A 22,308-nucleotide genomic window follows, 5' to 3' on the forward strand; every position below is an offset into this window, starting at 1 on the left:
CCCGGGCAGCGTGGCCCATCCGCGGCGGCGCCCGAGCGACCGCGCGCGCCACCTGCCGGTCGGCATGGCGCTGCTTGGGCGCGTGGTGGACGGCGCCGGCCGCCCGCTCGACGGCTTGGGTCCCCTCGGCACCGACCAGATGGCGCCGATCAACGCGCGCCCGGTCAATCCGCTCGACCGCGCGCCGATCACCGAAACGCTCGACGTCGGCGTACGCGCCATCAACGCCATGCTGACGGTCGGCCGCGGCCAGCGCCTTGGCCTGTTCGCCGGCACCGGCGTCGGCAAATCGGTGCTGCTCGGGATGATCGCGCGCTACACCACGGCCGACGTGATCGTGGTCGGCCTGATCGGCGAACGCGGCCGCGAGGTCAAGGAATTTATCGAACAGATTCTCGGTCCCGAAGGCCGCGCGCGCTCGGCCGTGGTGGCGGCGCCGGCCGACAGCCCGCCGCTGATGCGTCTGCAAGGCGCCGCCTACGCCACGGCGATTGCCGAACACTTCCGCGACGAGGGCAAGAACGTCCTGTTGATCATGGACTCGCTGACCCGTTACGCAATGGCCCAGCGCGAGATCGCGCTGGCGATCGGCGAGCCGCCCGCCACCAAGGGCTATCCGCCATCGGTGTTCGCCAAGCTGCCGGTGCTGGTCGAACGGGCTGGCAACGGCGTCGAGGGCGGCGGCTCGATCACCGCTTTTTACACGGTGCTGTCGGAAGGCGACGACCAGCAGGACCCGATCGCCGACGCCGCGCGCGGTATCCTCGACGGCCACATCGTGCTCGACCGCCACCTGGCCGAAGCCGGCCACTACCCGGCGATCGATATCGAACAGTCGATCAGCCGCGCCATGCACGGCATCACGTCGACGCCGCACCAGCACGCCGCGCGCCGCCTCAAGCAGCTCTATTCGCGCTACCAGCGCTCGCGCGACCTGATCAGCGTGGGCGCGTATGCCGCCGGCAGCGACCCGGTGCTCGACCAGGCCATCGTGCTGCACGACAGGATCGAAGCTTTCCTGTGCCAGGAAATCCCCGACAAGGTCGACATGCTGCAGAGCTTGGGTCAACTTACCTCTCTGTTCGAGTGATGACGGCCCGGCCGCGCCGCCTATAATCTTTCACTATGGCAACCCGTTCCGCACTTGATACCCTGATCGAACTGGCGCAGCGTGATGCCGACGCGGCCGCCAAGCGGCTGGGCGCGGCGCTGGCGGCGGCGGACGAAACCGAACAGAAGCTGGCCATGCTGCTGAACTACCGCGACGATTATGCAACGCGGCTCGATAGCGCCCAGGTGGCCGGCATCACGCCGCTGGCGTACCGCAATTTCGTCGCCTTCATCGGCAAACTCGACAACGCCATCAGCGGCCAGCGCGACGTGGTCAAGCACGCGCAACACAAGAGCGCGATCGAAAGAACCGCGTGGCAGGCGTGCGAGCGCAAGCGGCTGTCCTACCGCACGTTGAGCGAACGCGCCGCCGCCGAGGCGCTGCGCATCGAGAACAAGCGCGACCAGAAACAGATGGACGAACACGCAGCGCGCCAGGCCTATTACAAACGCTGACCTGTCCAACCGACACTCACAAGACCATCATGCAAACTACGACTCTCCCGATCCCGCTGGCCATCGCCAGCCCAAACGCGGCGCCGGCGCCGCAGCGCGCCAACGCCGCCCCCAAGGCCGACGCCAGGCAGTTCAGCGACGCCTTGTCGCGCGAGATGGAACAGCGCCGGCCCGCCGCCGCACCGGCAGGCAAGCCTCAGGGTGCGCCAAAGGAGGCCGCCGGCGGACCTGCCAAAGCGGCCGACGAGGCCCTGGACGACGCCGCCGATGCCGACGCGGCGGCGGCGATCGGCCCGGTCACCGACATGCTGGCGCTGGTCGCCAGCTTCAACCTGCCGGCCGCCGCGCCGGCGCCGGCCGCCGATCCGCTGACATCCGGGGTGGCCACGCCGGGGGCCGCACAGGGGGCCACACCGGGGGCCACACTGGCGACTGTTTTGACGGCGGCGCCGGCAGCCGACAGCAATGACCCGGCCTTCAACGACGTCAAGCAGGCGATCGAAGGGGCTGTCCGGTTTGCGCTGAACATCCCTGGCGGCGGCGTGGCACCGGATGCCAAGTCGAAGGATGCGGCAGCGGCGCCGTCGCCGTTCGCTACCGGCAGCCACCCGCGCGCCGCCGCCGTGCAACAGCAGCCGGACGCCGATGGCCTGGCAATTGCCAGCGTCAGCGCGAAAAGCGAAGCTGTGCCTGACGCCGCCATCCTCAAGGAGCTTGCAGCTGCAGCACCGGTGACGGCGCCGGTGCTGCAGGCATCGCTGGCGATGGCGCAGGCGATCACCGGTGCCCCGCTTGAGCACATCGCCGCGCGCGTCGGCACGCCGGGCTGGGACAACCAGGTTGGCCAGAAGATCATCTGGATGGTCGCCGGAAAAGAACAATCGGCCTCGCTGACGCTCAATCCGCCCGACCTGGGGCCGATGCAGGTAGTGCTGAGCGTGACGGGCGACCAGGCCACCGTGACGTTCACCGCGGCTCAGCCAGAAGTGCGCCAGGCGCTCGAAGCGGCGATGCCGAAGCTGCGTGAAATGATGGGCGAGAACGGCATCGCGCTGGGCAGTGCAACGGTCAACGCCGGCACCCAGGACGGGCGCCAGGCCCAGGGAGGCGAGCAGCCGCGCGGCCAGGCAGGCGCGCCGCGCTCGGCCAACACCGGCCCTGAAGCGGCGCCGATTTCACTGGCGCCGGTACGCGAGGGACGCTCGGGCGGTAGCGCGATGGTCGATACGTTTGCGTAAGCAGAGCGGCGTTTTCGCCATTGGCGGAAACGCCTCCTCGCGAATGCGGGGAATTAATTTGCGCCGCGAAAACCTCAGCTTGCCGGCGTTAAAAGTCGACGAGTTTTCACAGTAAGGGGGCCCCGCATTGGCGAGGACGACTGTTTATGATGATGCTAGCGTAGCTTATTCAAACGCCATCGCCCTCCCCGCAAGCCACGAGTTGGCTGCTGTTCTTCCCTCTTTTCAACGCTTCTGCCTGCTCAGTTATTCCCGATAATGACATAATGCCGGCGTGATCCATATTTAGCACCTGGGGTATTTTGAAAGCGAATGCAAAAATGAAGGCTGATCCAAAAGCTGGCGCAGCGCCAGCGCCAGCTGGTGGCAAGAAAAAGCTGGTGATGATAATCGCCGGGGCGCTGGTCGTCCTTGGTGGCGGTGGCGGCGCAGCGTGGTATTTCACGCAGGGCAAAACCGGCGCCCCCGCGCACAAGGTCGTCAAGGCCGAACCGCCCGAGTACGTGCCGGTCGAGTCGTTCACCGTCAACCTGCAGCCGGAAACCGGCGAACAGTTCCTGCAGATCGCGTTCACCTTGCAGGTGCAGAACCAGAAACAAGGCGAGCTGTTCAAGGCCAACATGGCGAAGGTGCGCAGCCGCGTGCTGCTGCTGTTGTCGGGCAAGAAAGCTTCGGAAATCTCCACCGTCGACGGCAAACGTCAGCTGGCGTCCGAAATCGTCGTCGCGCTCAAGCTGCCGTTTGTCGACAAAGGCGAACCGCAGCAGGTCAGCGACGTCCTGTACACCGCTTTCATCATCCAGTAAATCCGATCATGGCCGACAATTTCCTTTCCCAGGAAGAAGTTGATGCCCTTCTCAAGGGCGTCAACGGCGATCAGGACGATGTTTCCGTTCCTGAAGATACCTCGGGCGTTCGCACCTATAACCTGGCAACCCAGGAGCGCATCGTGCGCGGCCGCATGCCGACGCTCGAGATCATCAACGAGCGTTTTGCCCGCTTGCTGCGCGTCGGCCTGTTTAATTTTTTGCGCCGCAGCGCCGAAGTGTCGGTCGGCTCGGTACGGGTTTCCAAGTACAGCGAATTTATCCGCAACCTGGTGGTGCCGACCAACCTGAACCTCGTGCACATGAAGCCGCTGCGCGGCACCGCCCTGATGGTGTTCGATCCGGGCCTCGTGTTCCTGCTGGTCGACAACCTGTTCGGCGGCGACGGCCGCTTCCATACCCGCGTCGAAGGGCGCGACTTTACCCAGACCGAGCAGCGCATCATCCTGCGCATCCTCGATATCGTGTTCGACGCCTACACCAAGTCGTGGGAGCCGGTTTTCCCGGTCGAGTTCGAGTACATCCGCTCCGAGATGAACACCCAGTTCGCCAACATCGCCACGCCGAACGAGGTGGTGGTGTCGTCGACGTTTACGGTGGAGCTCGGTTCCGTATCCGGCCAGATCCACTTCTGCATGCCGTACTCGATGATCGAGCCGATCCGCGACGCCCTCACCTCCAGCCTGCAAGGCGAGGCGCTCGAGGTGGACAAGCGCTGGATCCGCCTGATGACGCAGCAGATCCAGATCGCCGAAGTCGAGCTCGTCGCCGTGCTCGGCACCGGCCGCGCCTCGTTCGACGACATCCTCAACATGAAGGTGGGCGACATCATTCCGATTACCGTGCCGGAGCAGATCCAGGCCACCGTCGACAACGTGCCAGTGATGGATTGCACCTATGGCGTACTGAACGGGCAATACGCGCTGAAGGTCGAGAAACTGCTGGCTAATTCCGATGCTAAATAAATCATGTCCGGCGCTGTTAGCCGCCGGCAGCCGAACACCAGGAGAGCACGATGTCCGATAATCAAGACGACCAAAGCATGGACGACGACTGGGGCGCTGCGATTGCCGAGCAGGCAAAAGCGGAAGCCGACGCCTTGCAGAAGCAGGCCGCCAGCGCCGCCGTGTTCAAGGATTTTTCCAACAAGGGCACCAAGAGCGAGACGCCGAACGATATCGACTTCATCCTCGACATCCCGGTGCAGCTGACGGTCGAACTGGGCCGCACCAAGATCGCCATCAAGAACCTGCTGCAGCTGGCGCAAGGCTCAGTGGTCGAGCTCGACGGCCTGGCCGGCGAGCCGATGGACGTGCTGGTCAACGGCTGCCTGATCGCCCAGGGCGAGGTGGTGGTGGTCAACGACAAGTTCGGTATCCGCCTGACCGACATCATCACGCCGTCCGAGCGGATCAGAAAACTGAATAAATGATGGGGCGTTTCTTCTTTGCCTGGGTCGCCGCCAGCCTCGTGGGCGGCGCCGCCCAGGCCCGCCAGGTGGCCGCTCTGGCGCCGGCGGCGCAAGTGCAGGTTGCGGCACCTGCCGCCGGCAGCCTGATCCAGACCATTTTCGCGCTGTGCCTGGTACTTGCCCTGCTCGCCGCCCTGGCCTGGTTCATGAAGCGCTTCGGCCCCAAGGCGCAGGCCGGCACGGCCCGCGTCAAGCTGGTCGGCGCCCTCAACCTTGGCGGGCGCGAGCGCATCATGGTGGTGGAAGTGGGCGACCAGTGGATCGTGGTGGGCGCCTCGCCCGGCCGCGTCAACGCGCTGGCGACGATGGCCCGCCAGCCTGCAAATGAAGCTGAAGCCGCCCCGGGCGCAACCTTGCACCCGCACCAGCCATCGGCCTCCAGCTTTGCCGAATGGCTCAAACAAACGATCGACAAACGTAATGCGAAATAAGAAATTGCTGTTGGCGCTGGCTGGCCCTGCCTTGGTTGCCTTTCTCCTGCCCACGCTCGCCTTTGCCGCTCCCGGCATTCCCGCGTTCACCAGCGCGCCGGCTGCCGGCGGCGGCACCGCCTACTCGCTGCCGGTGCAAACGCTGCTGTTGATGACGGCGCTGTCGTTCCTGCCGGCAGCACTGTTGATGATGACCAGTTTTACCCGCATTATCATCGTGCTGTCGCTGCTGCGCCAGGCGCTCGGCACCCAGTCGGCGCCACCCAACCAGGTGATGGTCGGGTTGGCCTTGTTCCTGACCCTGTTCGTGATGGGCCCAACGTTCGACAAGATCTATACCGACGCCTACCTGCCGCTACAGGAAAACAAGATCCAGATGGGTGAGGCGATGGACAAGGGCGTCGCGCCCCTGAAAGCGTTCATGATCAAGCAGACCCGCCAGTCCGACCTGGCGCTGTTCGTCAAGATCTCGCGCTCGCCCGCGCTGCAGGGGCCGGAAGATATCCCGCTACGCGTCCTGATCCCGTCGTTCGTCACCAGCGAACTGAAGACCGCGTTCCAGATCGGCTTTGCGATTTTTATTCCGTTCCTGATCATCGACATGGTGGTGGCCTCGGTGTTGATGGCGATGGGCATGATGATGATGTCGCCGGCGGTGATCTCGCTGCCGTTCAAGCTGATGCTGTTCGTGCTGGTCGACGGCTGGCAACTCTTGCTCGGCTCGCTTTCCCAGAGCTTTTACTAGAGGAACGCGATGACTCCCGAATCCGTCATGACGATGGGCCGCAACGCCATGGAAGTGACCTTGATGGTGGCCGCGCCCATGCTGCTGGTGGCGCTGATCATCGGCCTGATCGTGTCCATCTTCCAGGCCGCCACCCAGATCAACGAAGCGACGCTGTCGTTCATCCCGAAACTGGTCGGCATTTTCGTTGCGCTGATCGTGGCCGGTCCCTGGATGCTGGCAGTCATGCTCGACTACATGCGCCAGGTGTTCACCGGCATTCCCGGCCTGATCGGCTAGGCGAGCAAGGGTGGATGATATGATCCTGCAGTCATGATTACACTCACCAGCGCAGAGATGAGCACGTGGATGGCGGCCCTGCTGTGGCCGCTCACCCGGATCCTCGGCCTGATCGCCGCCGCCCCGCTGTTCGGCAATACCGCGGTACCGGTATCGATCAAGGTGTCGCTCGGCGTGCTGCTGGCGGCCATCATGGCGCCGGCGATTCCGGCGCTGCCGGCGGCCGACCCGATGTCGATGGCCGGCTTCCTGATCCTGGTGCAGGAATTGCTGATCGGCCTGGCGATGGGATTTTCGATGCGCATCGTGTTCGCCGCAATCGAAATGGCGGGCGAACTGGCCAGCCTGACCATGGGCCTCGGCTTCGCCAGCTTCTTCGACCCGATGACGGCCGGCCGCTCGTCGGCGGTGAGCCAGTTCCTTGCGCTGGTCGCCACCATGGTTTTTCTCGCCGTCAACGCGCACCTGGTGCTGCTGCAAGCGCTGGCCGAAAGCTTCATCACGCTGCCGGTGTCGGCCACGCCGATCTCGGTCGGCGCCCCGCTCGAACTGGTACGCTGGGGCGCCCGCATTTTCAGCGCCGGGCTGCAACTGTCGCTGCCGATCGTGGCCGCGCTCTTGATCACCAACGTCGCACTCGGCATCCTGACGCGCGCCGCGCCGCAGCTGAACATCTTCGGCATCGGCTTCCCAGTGTCGCTCGGCGTCGGCCTGCTGGTGCTGAGCCTGACCCTGCCCTACCTCAGCACGCCGATCCAGAATCTGTTCAACCAGGGCATTGAAGCGGCCCGCAGCCTGGTGCGCGCAGGGGCGGCGCGCACGCCGGCGACAGCGCCTGGCCGATAGACGTTATAGACGTAAAAAAACCTTATTCTTGCCGCTGGCAAGAATAAGGTTGTTGAACCCGACGTTTTGAATGTAACGCCCGGCCGCGCCTTTGCAGTGTGTTAGCGGATGAAATTGAACAACGACAGGCCCGACACCGCATTAAACGTTTTCTGCGCGGCCTCCAGCGTCGCCTTCTGTTGCGTGAACTGCGAAATCGCCTTCACCAGGTCAAGGTCCTGCAGGCCCGACAAGGTTGCCGCGTACTGGATGTCGGTGTCTTCGCCGGCGGTGTCGAGCGTGTCGAGTTCCTTCTGGCGCGAACCGACCGAGGAGCGCACCGTCAATACCTTGTCGAGAGCCGCGCCGAGGTTGCCGTTGGCCGCGGCCAGGCCATCGGTGAACGCCTGCTTCTCGGCCGGCGTGGTGGCCGGCGCGCGCAGCGTCTCGATCATCTTCGACAGCGTGGTGAACAAATCCTGCTTGTCGCTTGGCTGCACGCTGAACGAATCGCCCGTCGCCGGTGCGCCCTTGATGTCGAAACTCATGCCGCCGACCTTGATCGCATCGCCACTGACATACGGTGCCGCCGCTGTCGTCGTCGTCGGCACCGCAGTCTGGTCGGTGATCGTGTAACTGCTCACCGGCGGCGTGCCCGGGGCGGAAAAATCGATCTGGTAGCGGTGGCCGGTCAGCTGAGCCGGGTCGCTCACGGTGCCGGCGGAGATCACCCCGGTGCCGCCGTTGGTGCCGCCGACCGCGGTGACGAAGGCGCCGTTGCCGGTTGGAATGCCGGTGAACACGGCACTACCGGCATCGCTCATTGCAATCTTGCGCGCCCCGCCAACCTGCAGCAGCACCTGGCCCTGGTCGCCCTGGTAGGCGACGCCGATATTGGTTTTGACGAATGGAATCGTGCCAGACTTGTAACCCGAGAACACGTAGCCGCCGATGCCGTCGGACGTATTGGCGAGCGCCATCAGGTCCTCCAGCCGGCCTTCCAGTTCATTGGCGTAGGTGGCGCGGTCGCTGGCCGAATTGGCGCCGCTGCCAGCTGCCACCGCGGTGACCTGCACGTCCTGGATCAGCTTCTGGACCCCGGTCAGCGCGACCTCTTCCTGCGACAACGAGGCGCGCGCGTTGGCGCGGTTGGTGGCGAACTGGGCGTTGATCGATTGCGACTGCGTCACTTCCAGCGCGCGCGCCGAGGCCACCGGGTCGTCCGCCGCGCTGAGCATGCGGCGATTGGTCGACAATTGCTGCTGGGTGCGCGCGAGCTGACTTTGCAAGGTGCTGAGCTGGGTGGTCGAGGTCGCGTAGAGCGAACTGGTACTGATACGCATGATGATCCTTAATTATCGTCCGATCGAGAGCAGGGTGTCGAACATGGCGCTGGCGATCTGCATCACCTTGCCCGCTGCCTGATAGGCCTGCTGGTACTTCAACAAATTGGCCGCTTCTTCATCCAGGTTGACGCCCGACACGCTTTGTTGGGAGGCAATGGTCTGCGCCAGCATGGTGTCGCTGGCCTGGCCGTTGACCTGCGCTTCGCGCGCCTTGTTGCCGACCGTGCTGACCAGTTGGGCGAACGCACCCTGGTAGGTCGAACTGCCGTTGTCGAGCTGCGGGGTCGCCTGCAGCTCGCCCATCAGCAACATGTTGCGGTTGTCGCCAACTCCGCTCGTATTGCGCTTGACTGTGAACTGGTCGTTGTCGACCGGCTTTCCGGTAAACGACATGGTGATGCCGCCGAACGTATAGCTGGCGCCGGCCACATACGGAATTGCCGGCGCGGTGCCGGCGGTATAGGTGTCGCTGGTGGCGGCGGTGTTGACGCCGGCCGGGACCTTCACCAAGACCAGCTGGCCGCTGGTGAAGCCCTGCAGTTCATTGGTGGCGGCCTTGAACGTCAGCGTGGCGGGAGCGAAACCGGTCGCCGGCAAAAAATCCTTGTCGACGCTGCCCTCGCTCGGCTTGGCGCTGCCCTTGTTGGTGGCCGCCGCGCCCGTCATGATCGGTCCGGCCGCGGCAATGTCGCCCACCGATTTTGCCTCCACGCTGAACTCGGCGGCGCCATTGATGGTCGGCCGCACCAGGAAGGCATCGCCCGCCTTGACGTTGCCGCTGATGGAGAAGGCAAGGCCATCGCGCTCCAGTGTATACAGCCCTGACTGGGAGTACGCCATCGTCATCGGATCCTTGTCCGACAGCCGCGTCACGGTAAATCCGGGGGGGGTGGTGGTGTCGTTGTATGAGACTGCGTAATCGCTGGTGGTCAGCAGGCTTGCTTCGGTCACTGTCGTGGTCAGCGTAGTCGGCAGCGCGGGATCGGCCGGATTCTTATTCAGGTTGACGCCAGGCGCAATCTTTGCCACGTTGAACAGGTCGCCGCCCATCTCGCCGGCGCTGTCCTGGCCCAGGCGGTTCTGCGCATTGAAGCTGGCGCCCAGGCTGATGGCAATCCGCCCGATCGACCTCTGTGCGTTGTCGAGCGTGTTAGCCCGGAAGTCCATGATGCCGCCCAGCGCCCCGCCGGTGAATGATGAGTCCGCAAGCGGCGTCACTTTCGAGCTGGTCACGTAGCCGACCGCCAGTCGCGACGGCTCGCCCGGCGCGTTCGTCACCGCCAGCTGGAACGCCTTGCTGCCCACCACCAGCGGCTGGCCGGTGCCGATCGACACCGTCAGGCTGTGGTTGGCACCTTCGACGACAGTGGCCTTGACTTGTTTGTTCAGGTCGAGCACCAACTGGTCGCGCGCGTCGAGCAAGTCGTTTGGCGGATGGCCGGTCGAATTGGTGAGGTTGCCGATCTGCTCGTTGAGCTTGGAAATCTGGGTGGAGTAGGAATTGATCAGGGTGACGTTGGTCGAGATCTCGCTGTTGACGCCGGAGCGGAGCTCTTCGAGGCGCCCGTTGATCCCCTGGAAGCGGGCCGCCAGCGACTCCGCGTTGGACAGGAAATTCTGTCGCGACGGCGCCGAACTGGCGTTCGCGCTCAGGTCCTGCACCGACTTGAAAAAGTTCTGCAGCGACGGCGACAGGCCGGACGTGGTGTCGGCCAGCAGGTTGTCGACCTGGCTGATCTGGGCGTTGTACGACGTCAGTGCGCTACTGGCGGATTGGGCAGCTCGCACCTGGTTGTTGAGGAATTTGTCGGAAAAACGCTCGATGTCGGCGATCTGGGTGCCGCTGCCGATGAAACCGTTGCCCACGTCCTGGGCCGGGCCGGTGGTCTGGATGACTTGCTGGCGGCTGAAGCCGGGTACGTTGGCGTTGGCAATATTGTGGCCGGTCGTCGCCAGTCCGGCCTGCGCAGCGTACAGTCCGGTCTTGCCGATACTGAGGAGATTTCCAGCCATGATCGATGATCCTTCCTATTCTTTACTTTACTTTACTTCACTCTACGGCAGATTTCAGGATAACTTGACTTGCCTGGCTGGCTAACAACTGTGCCGCCCTGGCCATGCTAGGCCAGCGAGTGGGTAATGATGCGGCTGAGCTTGGCCGCATATAGCGGATCCGTGGCGTAGCCGGCCTTTTGCAAGCCGTGCGCGAAGCTCGATGCATCGCCTGCGCTGGCAAGCACTTTTTCGTAACGCGGATTGGTCGAGATTAACCTGGCGTAATCCTTGAAGCCGTCGGCGTAGCTGTCGTAGGCGCGGAATTTTTCGACCCTGGTCTGCGGCACGCCACCGACGTACTCGGTCGTGGCCGCCGTGGCAACCTTGCCTTTCCAGCCAGGGCCGGCCTTGATGCCGAACAGGTTGTGGCTGGCGCTGCCGTCGGCGTTCTTGATCTCGCGCTTGCCCCAGCCCGACTCCAGCGCGGCTTGGCCGAGCATGAACTTGGCCGGGATGCCGGTCACCTTGCTGGCCGCTTCGGCGTCGGCGCCGAGTTTTTGCTGAAAGGAAGCGACGTGCGGCGCCTGCGGCCTGCCCGATCCATTCAGTGCCGGCATGCTCGATGTCGATGGCTTGGGCAGCGCCCCTGGCGTCGTCATCAGCGTGCCGGCGCCCTGCGGCGCCGGCATCGCGGTTGACGTCGGCACGTTCTGGTCGCCGCCGATCGCCAGCGCCTGCGCATTGACCGCCTGGGCGCCGAGCTGGCGGATCAGCACGTCGGCCAGGCCGACGCCGCGCTTGGCCAGGTTCTGGCTCATCTGCTGGTCCAGCATCGAGGTGAACATCTTGGTCTGCTGGTTATCCAACACGCCGTCCTGCGGCGTGGCGTCGCGCATGCTCTTCATCATCATGTTGATGAACATTGCCTCGAACTGGGTCGCGGCCGTTTTCAAGGCTTCGGGCGAACCGGCCCTGGCCGACTGCTTCAAGTCGCCCAGGCCCTTGGTGTCGAGCGCGAGTTTGGAACCGAGGTCGGATGTCGGGGAGATCATGGCGCCGCCTTCACTTAACTTAACTTCACTTATATTATCTCGAGCTCGGCGCGCAGCGAACCGGCTGCCTTCAACGCCTGGAGGATCGACAGCAGGTCTTGCGGCGAAGCGCCGATCGCGTTGATCGCCTTGACCACTTCGGCCAGCGAGGCGCCGCTCTTGAGCATCACGACCCGGCCCGGCTCCTTCTTGACGTCGATCTGCGGCGCTTGCGTGACGACAGTATTGCCGCGCGAACCCGGCGCCGGCTGGCTGACCTGCGGTTCGGCCGAAATCGTCACCGACAGGTTGCCGTGCGAAATGGCGCAGCTTTCCAAGGTTACCGCCTGGTTCATCACCACCGAGCCGGTGCGCGCGTTCATGATCACCTTGGCGCTCGACGCGGCAGGGCTCACTTCGAGGCTCTCGAGGATGCCGAGGAAGGCGACGCGCTGGTCGGACGACGACGGCGAACGCACGCGGATCACGCGGCCGTCCAGCGCGGTGGCGATGTCCGGGCCGAAATGGTTGTTGACCGCTTCGACCACCCGGCTGGCGGTGAGGAAATCGGTGGTGTTGAGTTCGAGCCGCACCTGGTTGTCGGCGCCAAGATTGCTGGCAACGGCGCGCTCGACCGTGGCGCCGCCGGAAATCTTGCCGACTGACAGGTGATTGACCTGAATTGACGAGCCGGCGGCGGCGGCGCCGACGCCGCCCACCAACACGTTACCCTGGGCCATTGCGTAGACCTGCTGGTCGGCGCCTTGCAGCGGCGTCATCACCAGCGTGCCGCCGCGCAGGCTTTTCGCGTTGCCGATCGACGACACCGTGATGTCGATGGTCTGGCCCGGCTGGGCGAACGCCGGCAGCGAGGCGGTCACCATCACCGCGGCGACGTTTTTCAGCTGCAAACTGGTGCCGGCCGGCAGGTTGACGCCCTTTTGCTGCAGCATCGAGACGATCGACTGCACCGTGAACGGCGTCTGGGTGGTCTGGTCGCCAGTGCCGTCGAGACCGACGACGATGCCGTAGCCGGACAACTGGTTCTGCCGCACGCCGGCGATACTGGCGAGGTCTTTCAGGCGTTCGGCGCTGGCGAGCGGCGCGGCCAAAAACGCGGCGCACAGTGCAATCAGGGAAGCGGAAAAGCGCATCGTCGATCCCATCAGAACGGCAGCAAGGACTGGAAGAAGCGCGACACCATCGCTGTCATCTCGGCGCGGTCGATCTGACTGTTGGTGCGGTACTCGACGCGGGCATCGGCGACCTGGGTCGACGACACCATGTTACCGGTCTGGATCGTGTCGGGGTTGATCATGCCGGAAAAGCGGATGAACTCGACGCCCTTGTTCATGGCAATTTGCTTCTCGCCGGCGACGATCAGGTTACCGTTGGGCAGCACTTCGGTGACGGTAACGCCAATCGTGCCGGAAAAGGTGTTGCTGGCGCTCTGGTTGTCGCCGTCGGCAAACTTGTTGGCGGCGTTGGCCGCGGCGGTGACGCCGAGCCGGCCCTGGACCAGGCCCGGAACGACGAAGCTGACCGAGCCGGACTTGTTGCCCGAACTGGCGCCGGCCTTTACCGCGGCGGTCTTCTCGGTGATGCTGATGATGAGCATGTCGCCGATGTGGCGCGCGCGGCGGTCTTCGAACATCGGGCGGTAGGCCGCCGCCTGGTAAATCGCGCCATTGGTGGGCGCAATGACTTGCGCGGCCATCGGGCGCAGGTTCGAGGGGCGCTGGACGATGGTCGACGGCGTGGCGGAACAGCCGGCCAGTGCCAGCGCGCTGACAAAAATAATGAGTTTTACAATGCGTTTCATAATTGCGACAGCTTTTGCAGCATCTGGTCAGAGGTGGTGATCGCCTTGCTGTTGATCTCGTAGGCGCGCTGAGTCTGGATCATGTTGACCATTTCCTCGACGATGTTGACGTTCGAGGTTTCGACGTAGCCCTGCATCAGTAAGCCGGCGCCGTTGGTGCCCGGCGTATTCGTGTTCGGGCTGCCCGAGGCGCCGGTTTCGACGTACAGGTTTTCGCCTTTCGACTCCAGCCCGGCCGGGTTGACGAAGGTCGACAGCTGCAGCGAGCCGACCTGGGACGGCGTGTTGGCGCCGGGCACGGTGACCGACACGGTGCCGTCGCGCCCGACCGTGATCGACAGCGCGTTGGCCGGAATCGTAATGGCCGGCTGCACCACGTAGCCGGACGAGGTCACCAGCTGGCCGTTCGAATCGCTCTGGAACGAGCCGTCGCGCGTGTAGGCAGCGGTGCCGTCCGGCAGCAACACCGAAAAAAAGCCCGAGCCGTTGACCATCACGTCTTTCGAATTGCCGGTGCTCTGGGGATTGCCCTGGGTGTGGATGCGCTCGGTGGCGACGGTGCGCACGCCGGTGCCGATCTGCAGGCCGGACGGCAACTGGGTCTGCTGCGACGACTGGGCGCCCGGCTGGCGCACGTTCTGGTATAGCAAGTCCTCAAACACCGCGCGCGAACGCTTGAAGCCGTTGGTGCTGACGTTGGCCAGGTTATTGGTGATGACGTCCAGGTTGGTCTGCTGTGCTTCGAGACCAGTCTTGGCGATAAAAAGGGAACGGATCATTTGCTTCTCCAGTAACGCGGCAGACGAACACCGCCATGCACACGTCAATTATGAACTGGAGAGGCTTAACCCAAAGCGAGGATCTGGGTAGCTTTCGCAGCGTTATTCTCAGCGTTCTTCATCAGGCTCATTTGGGTCTCGAACGAACGCGCCAGCGCGATCATGTTGACCATCGCGTCGACCGGGCTGACGTTGCTGCCTTCCAGCGCGCCGCCGGCCACCACCACCTGCGGATCGATCGGCGCGGCGGCGCCGCTTTTCAGGCGGAACAGGCCGTCGTCGCCGCGCACCAGGTCCGCTTCGGGTGGGTTGACCAGTTTGAGGCGCCCCAGCACCGTCGGCGCGCCCGGCTTGGTCGAAGTGGCGATGGTCGAGATGGTGCCGTCGCCGCCGATCGCCACCGTCACCTCGGGCGGCACCGTGATCGGGCCGCCGTCGCCGGCGATGGTGAAGCCGCCCGCGCTTCGCAGCAAGCCGTTTTCGCTCATCGTCAAAGCGCCGTTGCGGGTGTAGGCTTCGGTGCCGTCCGGCATCTGCAGCGCCAGCCATCCCTTGCCCTTGATGGCGACGTCGAGGTCGCGCCCGGTCATCTGCAGCGGCCCGGACGAAAAATTGGCGCCGACCGTCGAATTAACCACGAAGGCGCGCGTGGGCAAGCCCTCGCCCGTCACCTGCACGGCGCGAAACGAATCGATCTGGGCGCGAAAACCGGTGGTGCTGACGTTGGCCAGGTTGTGCGCCGTCGTCGCCTGCTGTTCCAGGATGTGCTTGGCGCCGCTGGCGGCGGTGTAGATTAATCGGTCCATTTTTGTCCTTGGTGTTTCCCAGAGGTCAGACCCCAGTTCAGGGGTCAGACCCCGGTTCAGGGGTCAGACCCTGGTTTTGCTTTTGGGGAGGGTCTGACCCCGGTTGCGATGGCGGTGGATCTGGCGGGCCTGCTTGCGTCCCCGGCTGCAACCCGGGGTCAGACCCTGCAATGCAAAACCAGGAAAAACCGGGGTCTGACCCCTAACTGCAAAACCAGGAAGAACCGGGGTCTGACCCCTAACTGCCCGACCCCTAACTGCCGGACCCCTAACTGCCGGGGTCTGCCCCCTAACTGCCGCTTACCGCAGGTTCACCAGCGTCTGCAACACCGAGTCCTGCGTCTTGATGGTCTGCGCATTGGCCTGGTAGACACGCTGGGCGGTGATCATGTTGACCAGTTCGGCCGTCAGGTCGACGCTCGAGTTTTCCACCGCCGACGACTGTAGCACGCCGAGGCTGCCGGCGGATGGCGTGCCGATCAGCGGCACACCCGAGTTCGACGTCTCGGCCCAGGCATTGTTACCCAAGGGCGACAGGCCGTTCGGGTTGGCGAAGTTCGCCAGCACGATTTGGCCCAGCGCATGCGACTGGCCGTTGCTGTACTGGCCGAGGATGATGCCATCCGAGCCTGCCGCGAAGCGTTGCAGCTGGCCTGCGGTATAGCCGTCCTGGGTCGATTTCTTTTCGCTGTTGGCGGCGCCGTACTGGGTACTGCCGGTAAAGCCAAGATTGATCGGCAGCATGCCGGTGGCGCCGGTCGGCGGGAAGATCGGCACGGCGACTGTCTGCGGCATCAACGCGGTCGACAGCGTGCCGTTGGTGTCGAAGACGAGGCGACCAACCGCCTTCGCCGGCACCGACACCGCCCTGGCGATGTCCTTGTCGACCATGTCCGGCGTATTGCCGACGGCTTTGCCGGATCTGCTGGCGGCATCGTTGATGGCGTCCCGCTGGGCTGTTTTCTGTGCAGGGCTACCGCCAGCCGCGTCGGCCGCTGCCACCACCAGCACGGCCGCCTTTTCGGCGTAATTCAACAGTGCCGCGGCGACCTTGTCCGGTTCCGGCGGCTGCGCCGTCGACTCTTTGACCCAGTCCGCGCGCGCGGTATTGACCGCGTCAAACGGCTCGCCGGTGCCCTGGGCGGCGGCGGCCACTTTCAGGTTAGTGATTTCGGTGCCGTCATTGGCAGCATAGATGTCCCATTGGCCGGCCGAGGTCTTGACGTAGAACGTCGACAGCACGTGCGGGTTGCCGAGGGTATCGAAAACGTCGATCGAGGTCTGCTTGTTATAGCTGGTCGGATCGTTGGCGTTGAACGCCGGGTTGACCGGTGGTTTGCTGCCCGAATCGAGATTCAGCTCGGTGTCGACGCGGGTGGTGGCGACCGGCTTCAGGTCGGCCGTATTGATCATCAAAGGGATCGGCGAACCGGCCAGGATGGCGCCGCTGGCGCTGGCGGAAAAGCCGGTCAGCTTGGCGCCCTGGGCGTTGACCATGTAGCCTTCCTTGTCGAGCGAGAACTGGCCATTGCGCGAGTACTGGGTCGCGCCCGCCACGGACGTGCGGAAAAAGCCGGCGCCGTTGATGGCGATGTCGAGCGGATTATTCGACGATTCGACGTTGCCTTGGGTGAACTGCTGGGCGATCTGCGACACCTTGGTGCCGATGCCGGCCTGGTTGCCGCCGGCGCCGTTGAGCGAGTTGGCGTAGACGTCGGCAAACTGCGCCTGCGAGCCCTTGAAACCGACAGTGCTGGCGTTGGCGATGTTGTTGCCGATGACGTCGAGCGATTTTGCAGCGCCGTTCAAGCCGCTAAGTCCCTGTTGAAAAGACATGGTGTTCTCCTGGAAATGGTTAGTAGGGTGCGGGCTTACAGAATCTGCTTGATGTCAGCCATCGACACGATACCCTTGGTGGGCAGGTTCAGCTTGACGCCATCTTTGGCGCTGGTGGTGACGCTGGCGACGCTGTCGAACGACAGCGTCTTGGCATCCGTCTGCGTTTCGCCGCCTTTGGTGGCGACCACGCGGATCGTGTATTTGCCGTCTTTCAAGGCGACGCCGGTGCCGTCGGGGTTGACCTTGGACGGGTCGACGATGCCGTCCCACGGCAGCGGAATGGTGCCCGCCGCGTGCGGACCGAGCTCGATGGTATGGACATCCTTGCCGGTCCGTGGGTCGCTGATGGTCACCTGCACGTTGTCGGCCGCGCTGGCCAGTTCCACGCCCATGATCGCCTTGCCGCCGGAAAGCTGGGCGAAGTTGCCTTCGACCAACACGCCGTGGCCGATCAGGTTGGTCGCCTGCAGCGCCTCCGACGACTGGTAGCTTGCCTTGAGCGATTCGAGCGTCGTGTTGAGCTTGTTGACGCCGGTGACGGTCGACAGCTGCGCCAGCTGGCTGGTGAGCTGGGCGTTGTCGAGCGGGTTCATCGGATCCTGGTTCTTTAGCTGGGTCACCAGCAAGGTCATGAACTTGTTGGTATCGGCATCGACGCTGCCGTCGACGCTGGCCGCCTTCTTGGGATTGACCGTGGCGAGCAGGTCTTGCGAGACGAAGGCGGGCGCGGAATTGACTGAGGACATGGTGGTCTGGATAAAAATAAGTGGGGTTACTGACCGAGCGTCAGCGTTTTCAACAGCAATGTCTTGGCCGCGTTCATGGTTTCGACGTTGGTCTGGTACGAGCGCGAGGCCGACAGCATGTTGACCATTTCGTCGACCACGTTGACGTTCGGCATTGACACATAGCCCTTGTCGTCGGCCATCGGATGCTTCGGATCGTACACCTGCTTGAGCGGGCTCGGATCGTCGATCACCCGTGCCACCTTGACCGACGTGGCGCCGCCTTCGAGCGGCACCGCCTCGAACACCACCTGCTTGGCGCGGTAGGCCTGGCCGGTTGCGCTGGTGGCGCTGTCGGCGTTGGCCAGGTTGCTGGCGGTGGCGTTCAGGCGCTGCGCCTGGGCACTCATGGCCGAACCCGACACGTTAAAAATATTAAACAGCGACATGATTACTGCCCTCCCTGGATCGCCGCCATCAGGCTGCGGATTTGGTGGTTGATCATGGTGATCCCGGCTTCGTAGCGGATCGCGTTGTCGGCAAACTGGTTGCGCTCGACGTCCATGTCGACCGTGTTGCCGTCGACCGCGCCCTGCACCACGCCACGGTACTGCACCTGGGTGCCGTCCGGCAGCATGTCGGCGTTCTGCGCGGCGCCTTTGACGTGGGCCGCGGCGGTGGCCGCCAGCACGCCGGCCGGCGGCGCCGTGCGCGCCATCACGCCTTGCAGCGCACTGGCAAAATCGATGTCGCGCGCCTTGTAGTTGGGCGTGTCGGCATTCGCGATGTTCGAGGCGAGAATTTGCTGGCGCTGCGAGCGCAGGCTCAAGGCGGCTTCATTGAAGCGCAGGTAATCGTCGAGTTTGCCAATCATCTCAGCTCCAGGTGGGCCACTGTCGCCAGGTTGGCGGCAAGGGCTTTGTTATGACAGTCTTTATGACAGCATCGATCTTAAGGCTGAGACCGGCAACTCAATCGATGGATAAGCGCAGGCAAAGCGCGGCTGTTCGATGTTTCACTTGAGAATCATGACGCTTAAGATGACATCATTCCACCGAGCCGCAGGCCCAACCCCAACCCCCAACCCCATGAATGCCATTTTCCTCACCGCCCTCCTCCTGACCACGCCGCTGGCGCTGGCGCAGCAGAGCGCCGCCGCGCGCGCGGGCACCCAAGACCTGACCGCGCTGCGCACCGTCGTGCAGCAATACCTGCAAGCGCAAAGTGCCGGCATGGCGGGCAAGGCCAGCGTCGAAGTGCGGGCAATCGACCCGCGCACCAGCCTGCCCGCCTGCCCCGACCCGCAAGCGTTCCAGCAGCCAGGCGCACGCACGATGGGAAATACCACGGTCGGCGTGCGCTGTACGGCGCCGGCCGCCTGGACGGTATACATTCAGGCGAAGGTGTCGGTGCAGGGCGACTATGTCGCCGCCGCCGTGCCGCTGGCGCAGGGCCAGCCGATCGAACAGTCGCAACTGGTGCTGATGAAAGGCGACCTGGCCGCCATGCCGAATGGCGTGGTGACCGACATGGCCCAGGCCATCGGCCGCAGCAGCACCGTGTCGCTGCCGTCCGGCGCGCCGTTGCGGCTCGATGCATTGCGCAGCAAACCGGTGGTGCAGCAGGGCCAGCTGGTGCGGGTGGTCTCCAGCGGCGAAGGGTTCCGCGTATCGGCCGAAGCGCGCGCCATCGGCAACGCCAGCGAGGGCCAGGTGGTTCAGGTGCGCACGCCAGCCGGCGCCATCATCAGCGGTGTCGCCAAAGCGGGAGGCCTGGTCGAAGTGGTTTTCTGAGCAGTCGGTTTTATACAATTGCTTGGAAATCCATTGATGTGCGCTAAAGTTTGCGACGGGTTCGCCGTTACTTACGCATATCCCGAGCTTCTTGCTCTGGCCAGAGAAGGATGATGCCATGAAAATCAACGATACCGTCAAGACCACCCCTGCGCTGCCGACCACGAATACCCCGGCCGCCGGTGCCAGAACGACCGAACGCGCATCTGCCGCCAGCCCGGCCCAGGGCGACGCCGGCAAGGTGAGCTTGTCGCCGCAGGCACAGGCGCTGGCCAACGTCAGCGGCAGCGTCATGTTCGACGTCAAGAAAGTCGAACGCATCAAACTGGCGATCGCCGAGGGCCAGTTCCAGGTCAACTCAGAAAAAGTCGCGGACGGCTTGCTGGAAACAGTGCGCGACCTGCTGCATTCACGCAAACGCTAAGCCACCACGCCACCACGCCATCACACCATGACCAGCCTGACCACGACCCTGCGCGACGAACAACGACTGATCACTTCCCTGGTCGAGTTGATGAAACAGGAACAGCAGTGCCTGGTCAGCGCCGACAGTGACGCCCTGGTCGCCATTACGGCGCAAAAGTCGGCCCTCGTGCAGCAAATGGCGGCGTGTGCGAGCCAGCGTCACCAGGCGCTCGGCGCGGCCGGTTTTGCCGCCGCCGAGGCCGGCATGGAACCGTGGCTGGCCGCATGCAGCGACGCCGACAACGCCGCCGGCATCCTGTGGCGCGAGCTGCTCGAGCGCACCCGCACCGCCAAGGAACTGAACCGCGTCAACGGCATGCTGATCAACAAACAGATGACCCACACCCAGGTCGTGCTGAACGCCATGCGCACGCCCGCCGGCGGTGTTGATGCCGGCGTTTACGGCCCGAGCGGCCAGGCCGCTACTTCCGGCCCGTCGCGCCGCTTCGTGGTGGCTTGATTTACTTTCCTCCTCCACCATGAAAATGGTTGCGATACTGCGCATCCGGGCGCGAATTCTCCCAATAAAACTTTACTTCATTGCTTGAATCCGTGATGATCGACCGATGAGTTTCGGCCGGCAGATCGTTTCTATTGTCCTGCATAAACTTTTTGGCACCGACCATCCACTCTCACGGAGACCAGCATGAACTGGAACCAACTCTGCAAGACATGCATCGCCACGCTCGCGCTCGCACTGTGCGTCGGCGCCCAGGCCGCCTCGAACGGCGTGAGCGCCAGCATCAGCCCGGAAAAGCACGCGCTCGGCAAAACCGACGCCGTGGTGGTGGCCGTCACCATCACCAACACCTCGGCCACGCCGCAGTACGTGCTCAAGTGGCATACGCCATTCGGCGCCGAGATCGAAGAGTCGCTGTTCATCGTCACCCGCGACGGGATCAAGGTGCCCTACCTCGGCGCCCACTACAAGCGTCCCGCCCCGACCGCGGCCGACTACTACGTGCTCAAACCCGGCGCCTCATTCTCCGCCAAGGTCGACCTGTCGGCGCTGTACGACATGCGCGTGACGGGCGACTACACGATCCGCTACGACACCAGGTCGCTCAGCTTGTTCAGTGCCGAGCTGAGCGGACAGGGCCGTGGCGCCGTGCAGCGCGAAATCGGCGAAATCAAGTCGACGCCGGTGACGGTGTGGATCGACGGCAGCTTGCCGCGCGGCAGCGTGCCACAGCAAGAGCAGCAACTTCAGACGATCGATTCGATGCGCGCCGCGCTCGCCACCGGCAGCTTGTCGTTCAACAAGTGCACCGCCGCGCAGCAGACCACGGTGACGTCGGCGCTCAGCGCCGGCAATACGATGGTCATCAATGGCGACGCTTACATGGCGGGCACGATCGGCGCGCGCTATAACAAATGGTTCGGCACCACCGACGCCGCCCGCGTGTCGACCGTGAGGTCGCACTTCGCCGCGTTGAAAGATGCGTTCGCCAACAAGCCGATCACGGTCGACTGCGGCTGCAAGAAGACATATTACGCCTACGTCTACCCGACCCAGCCGTACGTCATCTACGTCTGCAAGGCGTTCTGGACCGCGCCGATGACCGGCACCGATTCGAAAGGCGGCACCCTGGTGCACGAGATGAGCCACTTCAACGTTGTCGCCGGCACCGACGACTGGGTGTACGGCCAGAGCGGCGCCGCCAGCCTGGCCGTCAGCGATCCGGCCAAGGCCGTCGACAACGCCGATTCGCACGAGTATTTTGGCGAAAATACTCCGGTGCTGTAGTCGATGGGCAGCTCGGGCTGCCCGTTTTTCTTGCGGCGTTTTATTTGCCGATATGCGCGAACATCACCGAATTGAGTTCGACCGGGGTGAGCTGCGCGATCTGGTTGACGTCCGCCACATAATTGCCGGCGAAGCTAAGCTGATACGTGTGGCGGCCGGGTATGAAAGCGTAAGCCTGCGTGATATCGATCGTGTTGTGGTGGCGCGAATGCGGCTTGAGCGGCAGGTAATCGTCCTTGCCCAGCGGCGCACGCTTGACGGTCGGGCCGATGTAGTCGACCGGATCGCCATTCGAGCTGTCGCGCACCTCGAACCAGGCGCCGAACAGCTCCTTGTCGGAAGCCACGCTGCGCGGCACATACACGGTGCGGTTGCTGTCGTTTTTAAACGTCAATCGCACCAGCACCTTGCCGTTGCGCGACTCGACCTGTACTTTTTCGCTGACCGAATTCATGACCCCGTCCCTTGCCCCGGCGCTGCCGGCCGCACCCAGCAGCGCCGCCGCCAGCAACACAGATGTTGTTACCTTACGCATCGAATACTCCAGAATCAGACATGGGCGGATTGTGCCCGGCGCC

Annotated in this window: 26 protein-coding genes; 14 read left to right on the plus strand and 12 right to left on the minus strand. The window is 63.9% G+C overall.

Annotated features, from left to right (window positions below; translation table 11 throughout):
- From CR103_RS18385 to fliR, 10 genes are all read left to right on the plus strand, one after another.
- The coding region (locus CR103_RS18385) for a FliI/YscN family ATPase (RefSeq protein ID WP_099917391.1) at positions 1-1,090 on the plus strand (1,090 nt) is incomplete at its 5' end.
- Between the two features lie 35 nt (positions 1,091-1,125).
- The gene (gene fliJ / locus CR103_RS18390; protein ID WP_099917392.1) at positions 1,126-1,566 is read left to right on the plus strand and encodes a flagellar export protein FliJ; all 441 of its coding nucleotides are present in this window, start codon (positions 1,126-1,128) and stop codon (positions 1,564-1,566) included.
- 29 nt (positions 1,567-1,595) lie between these two features.
- Positions 1,596-2,804: a flagellar hook-length control protein FliK gene (locus CR103_RS23050; protein WP_218968502.1), complete on the plus strand. Its 1,209-nt coding sequence runs from the start codon at positions 1,596-1,598 to the stop codon at positions 2,802-2,804.
- Between the two features lie 320 nt (positions 2,805-3,124).
- Positions 3,125-3,610 (plus strand): flagellar basal body-associated protein FliL, encoded by a 486-nt coding sequence (gene fliL / locus CR103_RS18400; protein WP_099917393.1) that lies wholly within the window; start codon positions 3,125-3,127, stop codon positions 3,608-3,610.
- Positions 3,611-3,618: 8 nt separating this feature from the next.
- Positions 3,619-4,596, plus strand: coding sequence for a flagellar motor switch protein FliM (gene fliM / locus CR103_RS18405; protein WP_099917394.1), 978 nt, complete (start codon positions 3,619-3,621; stop codon positions 4,594-4,596).
- A gap of 50 nt (positions 4,597-4,646) precedes the next feature.
- Complete coding sequence (gene fliN / locus CR103_RS18410) at positions 4,647-5,063, plus strand: flagellar motor switch protein FliN (RefSeq protein WP_099917395.1); 417 nt, start codon at positions 4,647-4,649, stop codon at positions 5,061-5,063.
- Positions 5,060-5,533 (plus strand): flagellar biosynthetic protein FliO, encoded by a 474-nt coding sequence (gene fliO / locus CR103_RS18415; protein ID WP_099917396.1) that lies wholly within the window; start codon positions 5,060-5,062, stop codon positions 5,531-5,533. Before fliN ends, fliO begins: the two co-directional genes overlap by 4 nt.
- Positions 5,523-6,278: a flagellar type III secretion system pore protein FliP gene (gene fliP, locus CR103_RS18420; RefSeq protein WP_099917397.1), complete on the plus strand. Its 756-nt coding sequence runs from the start codon at positions 5,523-5,525 to the stop codon at positions 6,276-6,278. Before fliO ends, fliP begins: the two co-directional genes overlap by 11 nt.
- Before the next feature lie 9 nt (positions 6,279-6,287).
- A complete protein-coding gene (gene fliQ / locus CR103_RS18425; RefSeq protein ID WP_099917398.1) occupies positions 6,288-6,557 on the plus strand; it encodes a flagellar biosynthesis protein FliQ in 270 nt (89 codons plus the stop codon).
- A 33-nt stretch (positions 6,558-6,590) separates the two neighbouring features.
- Complete coding sequence (fliR, locus tag CR103_RS18430; protein WP_099917399.1) at positions 6,591-7,403, plus strand: flagellar biosynthetic protein FliR; 813 nt, start codon at positions 6,591-6,593, stop codon at positions 7,401-7,403.
- Between the two features lie 101 nt (positions 7,404-7,504).
- Here fliR and flgL read toward each other — a convergent pair whose 3' ends face one another.
- The 11 genes from flgL to flgB all read right to left on the minus strand — a co-directional run bounded on the left by flgL (position 7,505) and on the right by flgB (position 18,599).
- On the minus strand, positions 7,505-8,725 hold the full coding sequence (gene flgL / locus CR103_RS18435; protein ID WP_099917400.1) for a flagellar hook-associated protein FlgL: 1,221 nt from the start codon (positions 8,723-8,725) through the stop codon (positions 7,505-7,507).
- A 12-nt stretch (positions 8,726-8,737) separates the two neighbouring features.
- On the minus strand, positions 8,738-10,741 hold the full coding sequence (gene flgK / locus CR103_RS18440) for a flagellar hook-associated protein FlgK (protein WP_099917401.1): 2,004 nt from the start codon (positions 10,739-10,741) through the stop codon (positions 8,738-8,740).
- 107 nt (positions 10,742-10,848) lie between these two features.
- Positions 10,849-11,775: a flagellar assembly peptidoglycan hydrolase FlgJ gene (gene flgJ, locus CR103_RS18445; protein WP_099917402.1), complete on the minus strand. Its 927-nt coding sequence runs from the start codon at positions 11,773-11,775 to the stop codon at positions 10,849-10,851.
- Between the two features lie 29 nt (positions 11,776-11,804).
- A complete protein-coding gene (locus CR103_RS18450) occupies positions 11,805-12,908 on the minus strand; it encodes a flagellar basal body P-ring protein FlgI (RefSeq protein ID WP_099917429.1) in 1,104 nt (367 codons plus the stop codon).
- An 11-nt stretch (positions 12,909-12,919) separates the two neighbouring features.
- Positions 12,920-13,576, minus strand: a complete 657-nt coding sequence (locus CR103_RS18455) for a flagellar basal body L-ring protein FlgH (RefSeq protein ID WP_099917403.1) — start codon at positions 13,574-13,576, stop codon at positions 12,920-12,922.
- Positions 13,573-14,355, minus strand: a complete 783-nt coding sequence (gene flgG, locus CR103_RS18460; protein ID WP_099917404.1) for a flagellar basal-body rod protein FlgG — start codon at positions 14,353-14,355, stop codon at positions 13,573-13,575. The genes CR103_RS18455 and flgG overlap by 4 nt, the downstream gene beginning before the upstream one ends.
- 65 nt (positions 14,356-14,420) lie before the next feature.
- Positions 14,421-15,161: a flagellar basal-body rod protein FlgF gene (gene flgF / locus CR103_RS18465; protein WP_099917405.1), complete on the minus strand. Its 741-nt coding sequence runs from the start codon at positions 15,159-15,161 to the stop codon at positions 14,421-14,423.
- 300 nt (positions 15,162-15,461) lie between these two features.
- Positions 15,462-16,997: a flagellar hook protein FlgE gene (locus CR103_RS18470; RefSeq protein ID WP_099917406.1), complete on the minus strand. Its 1,536-nt coding sequence runs from the start codon at positions 16,995-16,997 to the stop codon at positions 15,462-15,464.
- A gap of 35 nt (positions 16,998-17,032) precedes the next feature.
- Positions 17,033-17,746, minus strand: coding sequence for a flagellar hook assembly protein FlgD (locus CR103_RS18475; protein WP_099917407.1), 714 nt, complete (start codon positions 17,744-17,746; stop codon positions 17,033-17,035).
- Positions 17,747-17,772: 26 nt separating this feature from the next.
- Positions 17,773-18,174 carry a flagellar basal body rod protein FlgC gene (gene flgC, locus CR103_RS18480; RefSeq protein ID WP_099917408.1) on the minus strand — a complete coding sequence of 134 codons (402 nt, stop codon included), beginning with the start codon at positions 18,172-18,174 and terminating at the stop codon, positions 17,773-17,775.
- Between the two features lie 2 nt (positions 18,175-18,176).
- A complete protein-coding gene (flgB, locus tag CR103_RS18485) occupies positions 18,177-18,599 on the minus strand; it encodes a flagellar basal body rod protein FlgB (RefSeq protein ID WP_099917409.1) in 423 nt (140 codons plus the stop codon).
- A gap of 214 nt (positions 18,600-18,813) precedes the next feature.
- On the opposite strand from flgB, the gene flgA reads away from it, so the two are divergent.
- From flgA to CR103_RS18505, 4 genes are all read left to right on the plus strand, one after another.
- Positions 18,814-19,518 (plus strand): flagellar basal body P-ring formation chaperone FlgA, encoded by a 705-nt coding sequence (flgA, locus tag CR103_RS18490; RefSeq protein WP_099917410.1) that lies wholly within the window; start codon positions 18,814-18,816, stop codon positions 19,516-19,518.
- 118 nt (positions 19,519-19,636) lie between these two features.
- Positions 19,637-19,942 carry a flagellar biosynthesis anti-sigma factor FlgM gene (gene flgM / locus CR103_RS18495; protein WP_099917411.1) on the plus strand — a complete coding sequence of 102 codons (306 nt, stop codon included), beginning with the start codon at positions 19,637-19,639 and terminating at the stop codon, positions 19,940-19,942.
- 27 nt (positions 19,943-19,969) lie between these two features.
- On the plus strand, positions 19,970-20,443 hold the full coding sequence (locus tag CR103_RS18500) for a flagella synthesis protein FlgN (protein ID WP_099917412.1): 474 nt from the start codon (positions 19,970-19,972) through the stop codon (positions 20,441-20,443).
- 186 nt (positions 20,444-20,629) lie between these two features.
- Entirely contained in the window at positions 20,630-21,730 is a 1,101-nt protein-coding gene (locus CR103_RS18505; RefSeq protein ID WP_099917413.1) for a M35 family metalloendopeptidase, read from the plus strand.
- A gap of 40 nt (positions 21,731-21,770) precedes the next feature.
- Here CR103_RS18505 and CR103_RS18510 read toward each other — a convergent pair whose 3' ends face one another.
- Entirely contained in the window at positions 21,771-22,265 is a 495-nt protein-coding gene (locus CR103_RS18510) for a hypothetical protein (protein ID WP_143752670.1), read from the minus strand.
- Between the last annotated feature and the right edge of the window lie 43 nt (positions 22,266-22,308).

It is taken from the genome of Massilia psychrophila, from assembly GCF_002760665.1.
Classification (GTDB): domain Bacteria; phylum Pseudomonadota; class Gammaproteobacteria; order Burkholderiales; family Burkholderiaceae_D; genus JAFCUW01.

Excerpts from the sequence above, each read along its gene's own strand:
- fliJ (WP_099917392.1), top strand. The coding sequence starts at position 1,126 with ATGGCAACCCGTTCCGCACTTGATACCCTGATCGAACTGGCGCAGCGT.
- CR103_RS23050 (WP_218968502.1), top strand. The coding sequence starts at position 1,596 with ATGCAAACTACGACTCTCCCGATCCCGCTGGCCATCGCCAGCCCAAAC.
- fliL (WP_099917393.1), top strand. The coding sequence starts at position 3,125 with ATGAAGGCTGATCCAAAAGCTGGCGCAGCGCCAGCGCCAGCTGGTGGC.
- fliM (WP_099917394.1), top strand. The coding sequence starts at position 3,619 with ATGGCCGACAATTTCCTTTCCCAGGAAGAAGTTGATGCCCTTCTCAAG.
- fliN (WP_099917395.1), top strand. The coding sequence starts at position 4,647 with ATGTCCGATAATCAAGACGACCAAAGCATGGACGACGACTGGGGCGCT.
- fliO (WP_099917396.1), top strand. The coding sequence starts at position 5,060 with ATGATGGGGCGTTTCTTCTTTGCCTGGGTCGCCGCCAGCCTCGTGGGC.
- fliP (WP_099917397.1), top strand. The coding sequence starts at position 5,523 with ATGCGAAATAAGAAATTGCTGTTGGCGCTGGCTGGCCCTGCCTTGGTT.
- fliQ (WP_099917398.1), top strand. The coding sequence starts at position 6,288 with ATGACTCCCGAATCCGTCATGACGATGGGCCGCAACGCCATGGAAGTG.
- fliR (WP_099917399.1), top strand. The coding sequence starts at position 6,591 with ATGATTACACTCACCAGCGCAGAGATGAGCACGTGGATGGCGGCCCTG.
- flgL (WP_099917400.1), bottom strand. The coding sequence starts at position 8,725 with ATGCGTATCAGTACCAGTTCGCTCTACGCGACCTCGACCACCCAGCTC.
- flgK (WP_099917401.1), bottom strand. The coding sequence starts at position 10,741 with ATGGCTGGAAATCTCCTCAGTATCGGCAAGACCGGACTGTACGCTGCG.
- flgJ (WP_099917402.1), bottom strand. The coding sequence starts at position 11,775 with ATGATCTCCCCGACATCCGACCTCGGTTCCAAACTCGCGCTCGACACC.
- CR103_RS18450 (WP_099917429.1), bottom strand. The coding sequence starts at position 12,908 with ATGCGCTTTTCCGCTTCCCTGATTGCACTGTGCGCCGCGTTTTTGGCC.
- CR103_RS18455 (WP_099917403.1), bottom strand. The coding sequence starts at position 13,576 with ATGAAACGCATTGTAAAACTCATTATTTTTGTCAGCGCGCTGGCACTG.
- flgG (WP_099917404.1), bottom strand. The coding sequence starts at position 14,355 with ATGATCCGTTCCCTTTTTATCGCCAAGACTGGTCTCGAAGCACAGCAG.
- flgF (WP_099917405.1), bottom strand. The coding sequence starts at position 15,161 with ATGGACCGATTAATCTACACCGCCGCCAGCGGCGCCAAGCACATCCTG.
- CR103_RS18470 (WP_099917406.1), bottom strand. The coding sequence starts at position 16,997 with ATGTCTTTTCAACAGGGACTTAGCGGCTTGAACGGCGCTGCAAAATCG.
- CR103_RS18475 (WP_099917407.1), bottom strand. The coding sequence starts at position 17,746 with ATGTCCTCAGTCAATTCCGCGCCCGCCTTCGTCTCGCAAGACCTGCTC.
- flgC (WP_099917408.1), bottom strand. The coding sequence starts at position 18,174 with ATGTCGCTGTTTAATATTTTTAACGTGTCGGGTTCGGCCATGAGTGCC.
- flgB (WP_099917409.1), bottom strand. The coding sequence starts at position 18,599 with ATGATTGGCAAACTCGACGATTACCTGCGCTTCAATGAAGCCGCCTTG.
- flgA (WP_099917410.1), top strand. The coding sequence starts at position 18,814 with ATGAATGCCATTTTCCTCACCGCCCTCCTCCTGACCACGCCGCTGGCG.
- flgM (WP_099917411.1), top strand. The coding sequence starts at position 19,637 with ATGAAAATCAACGATACCGTCAAGACCACCCCTGCGCTGCCGACCACG.
- CR103_RS18500 (WP_099917412.1), top strand. The coding sequence starts at position 19,970 with ATGACCAGCCTGACCACGACCCTGCGCGACGAACAACGACTGATCACT.
- CR103_RS18505 (WP_099917413.1), top strand. The coding sequence starts at position 20,630 with ATGAACTGGAACCAACTCTGCAAGACATGCATCGCCACGCTCGCGCTC.
- CR103_RS18510 (WP_143752670.1), bottom strand. The coding sequence starts at position 22,265 with ATGCGTAAGGTAACAACATCTGTGTTGCTGGCGGCGGCGCTGCTGGGT.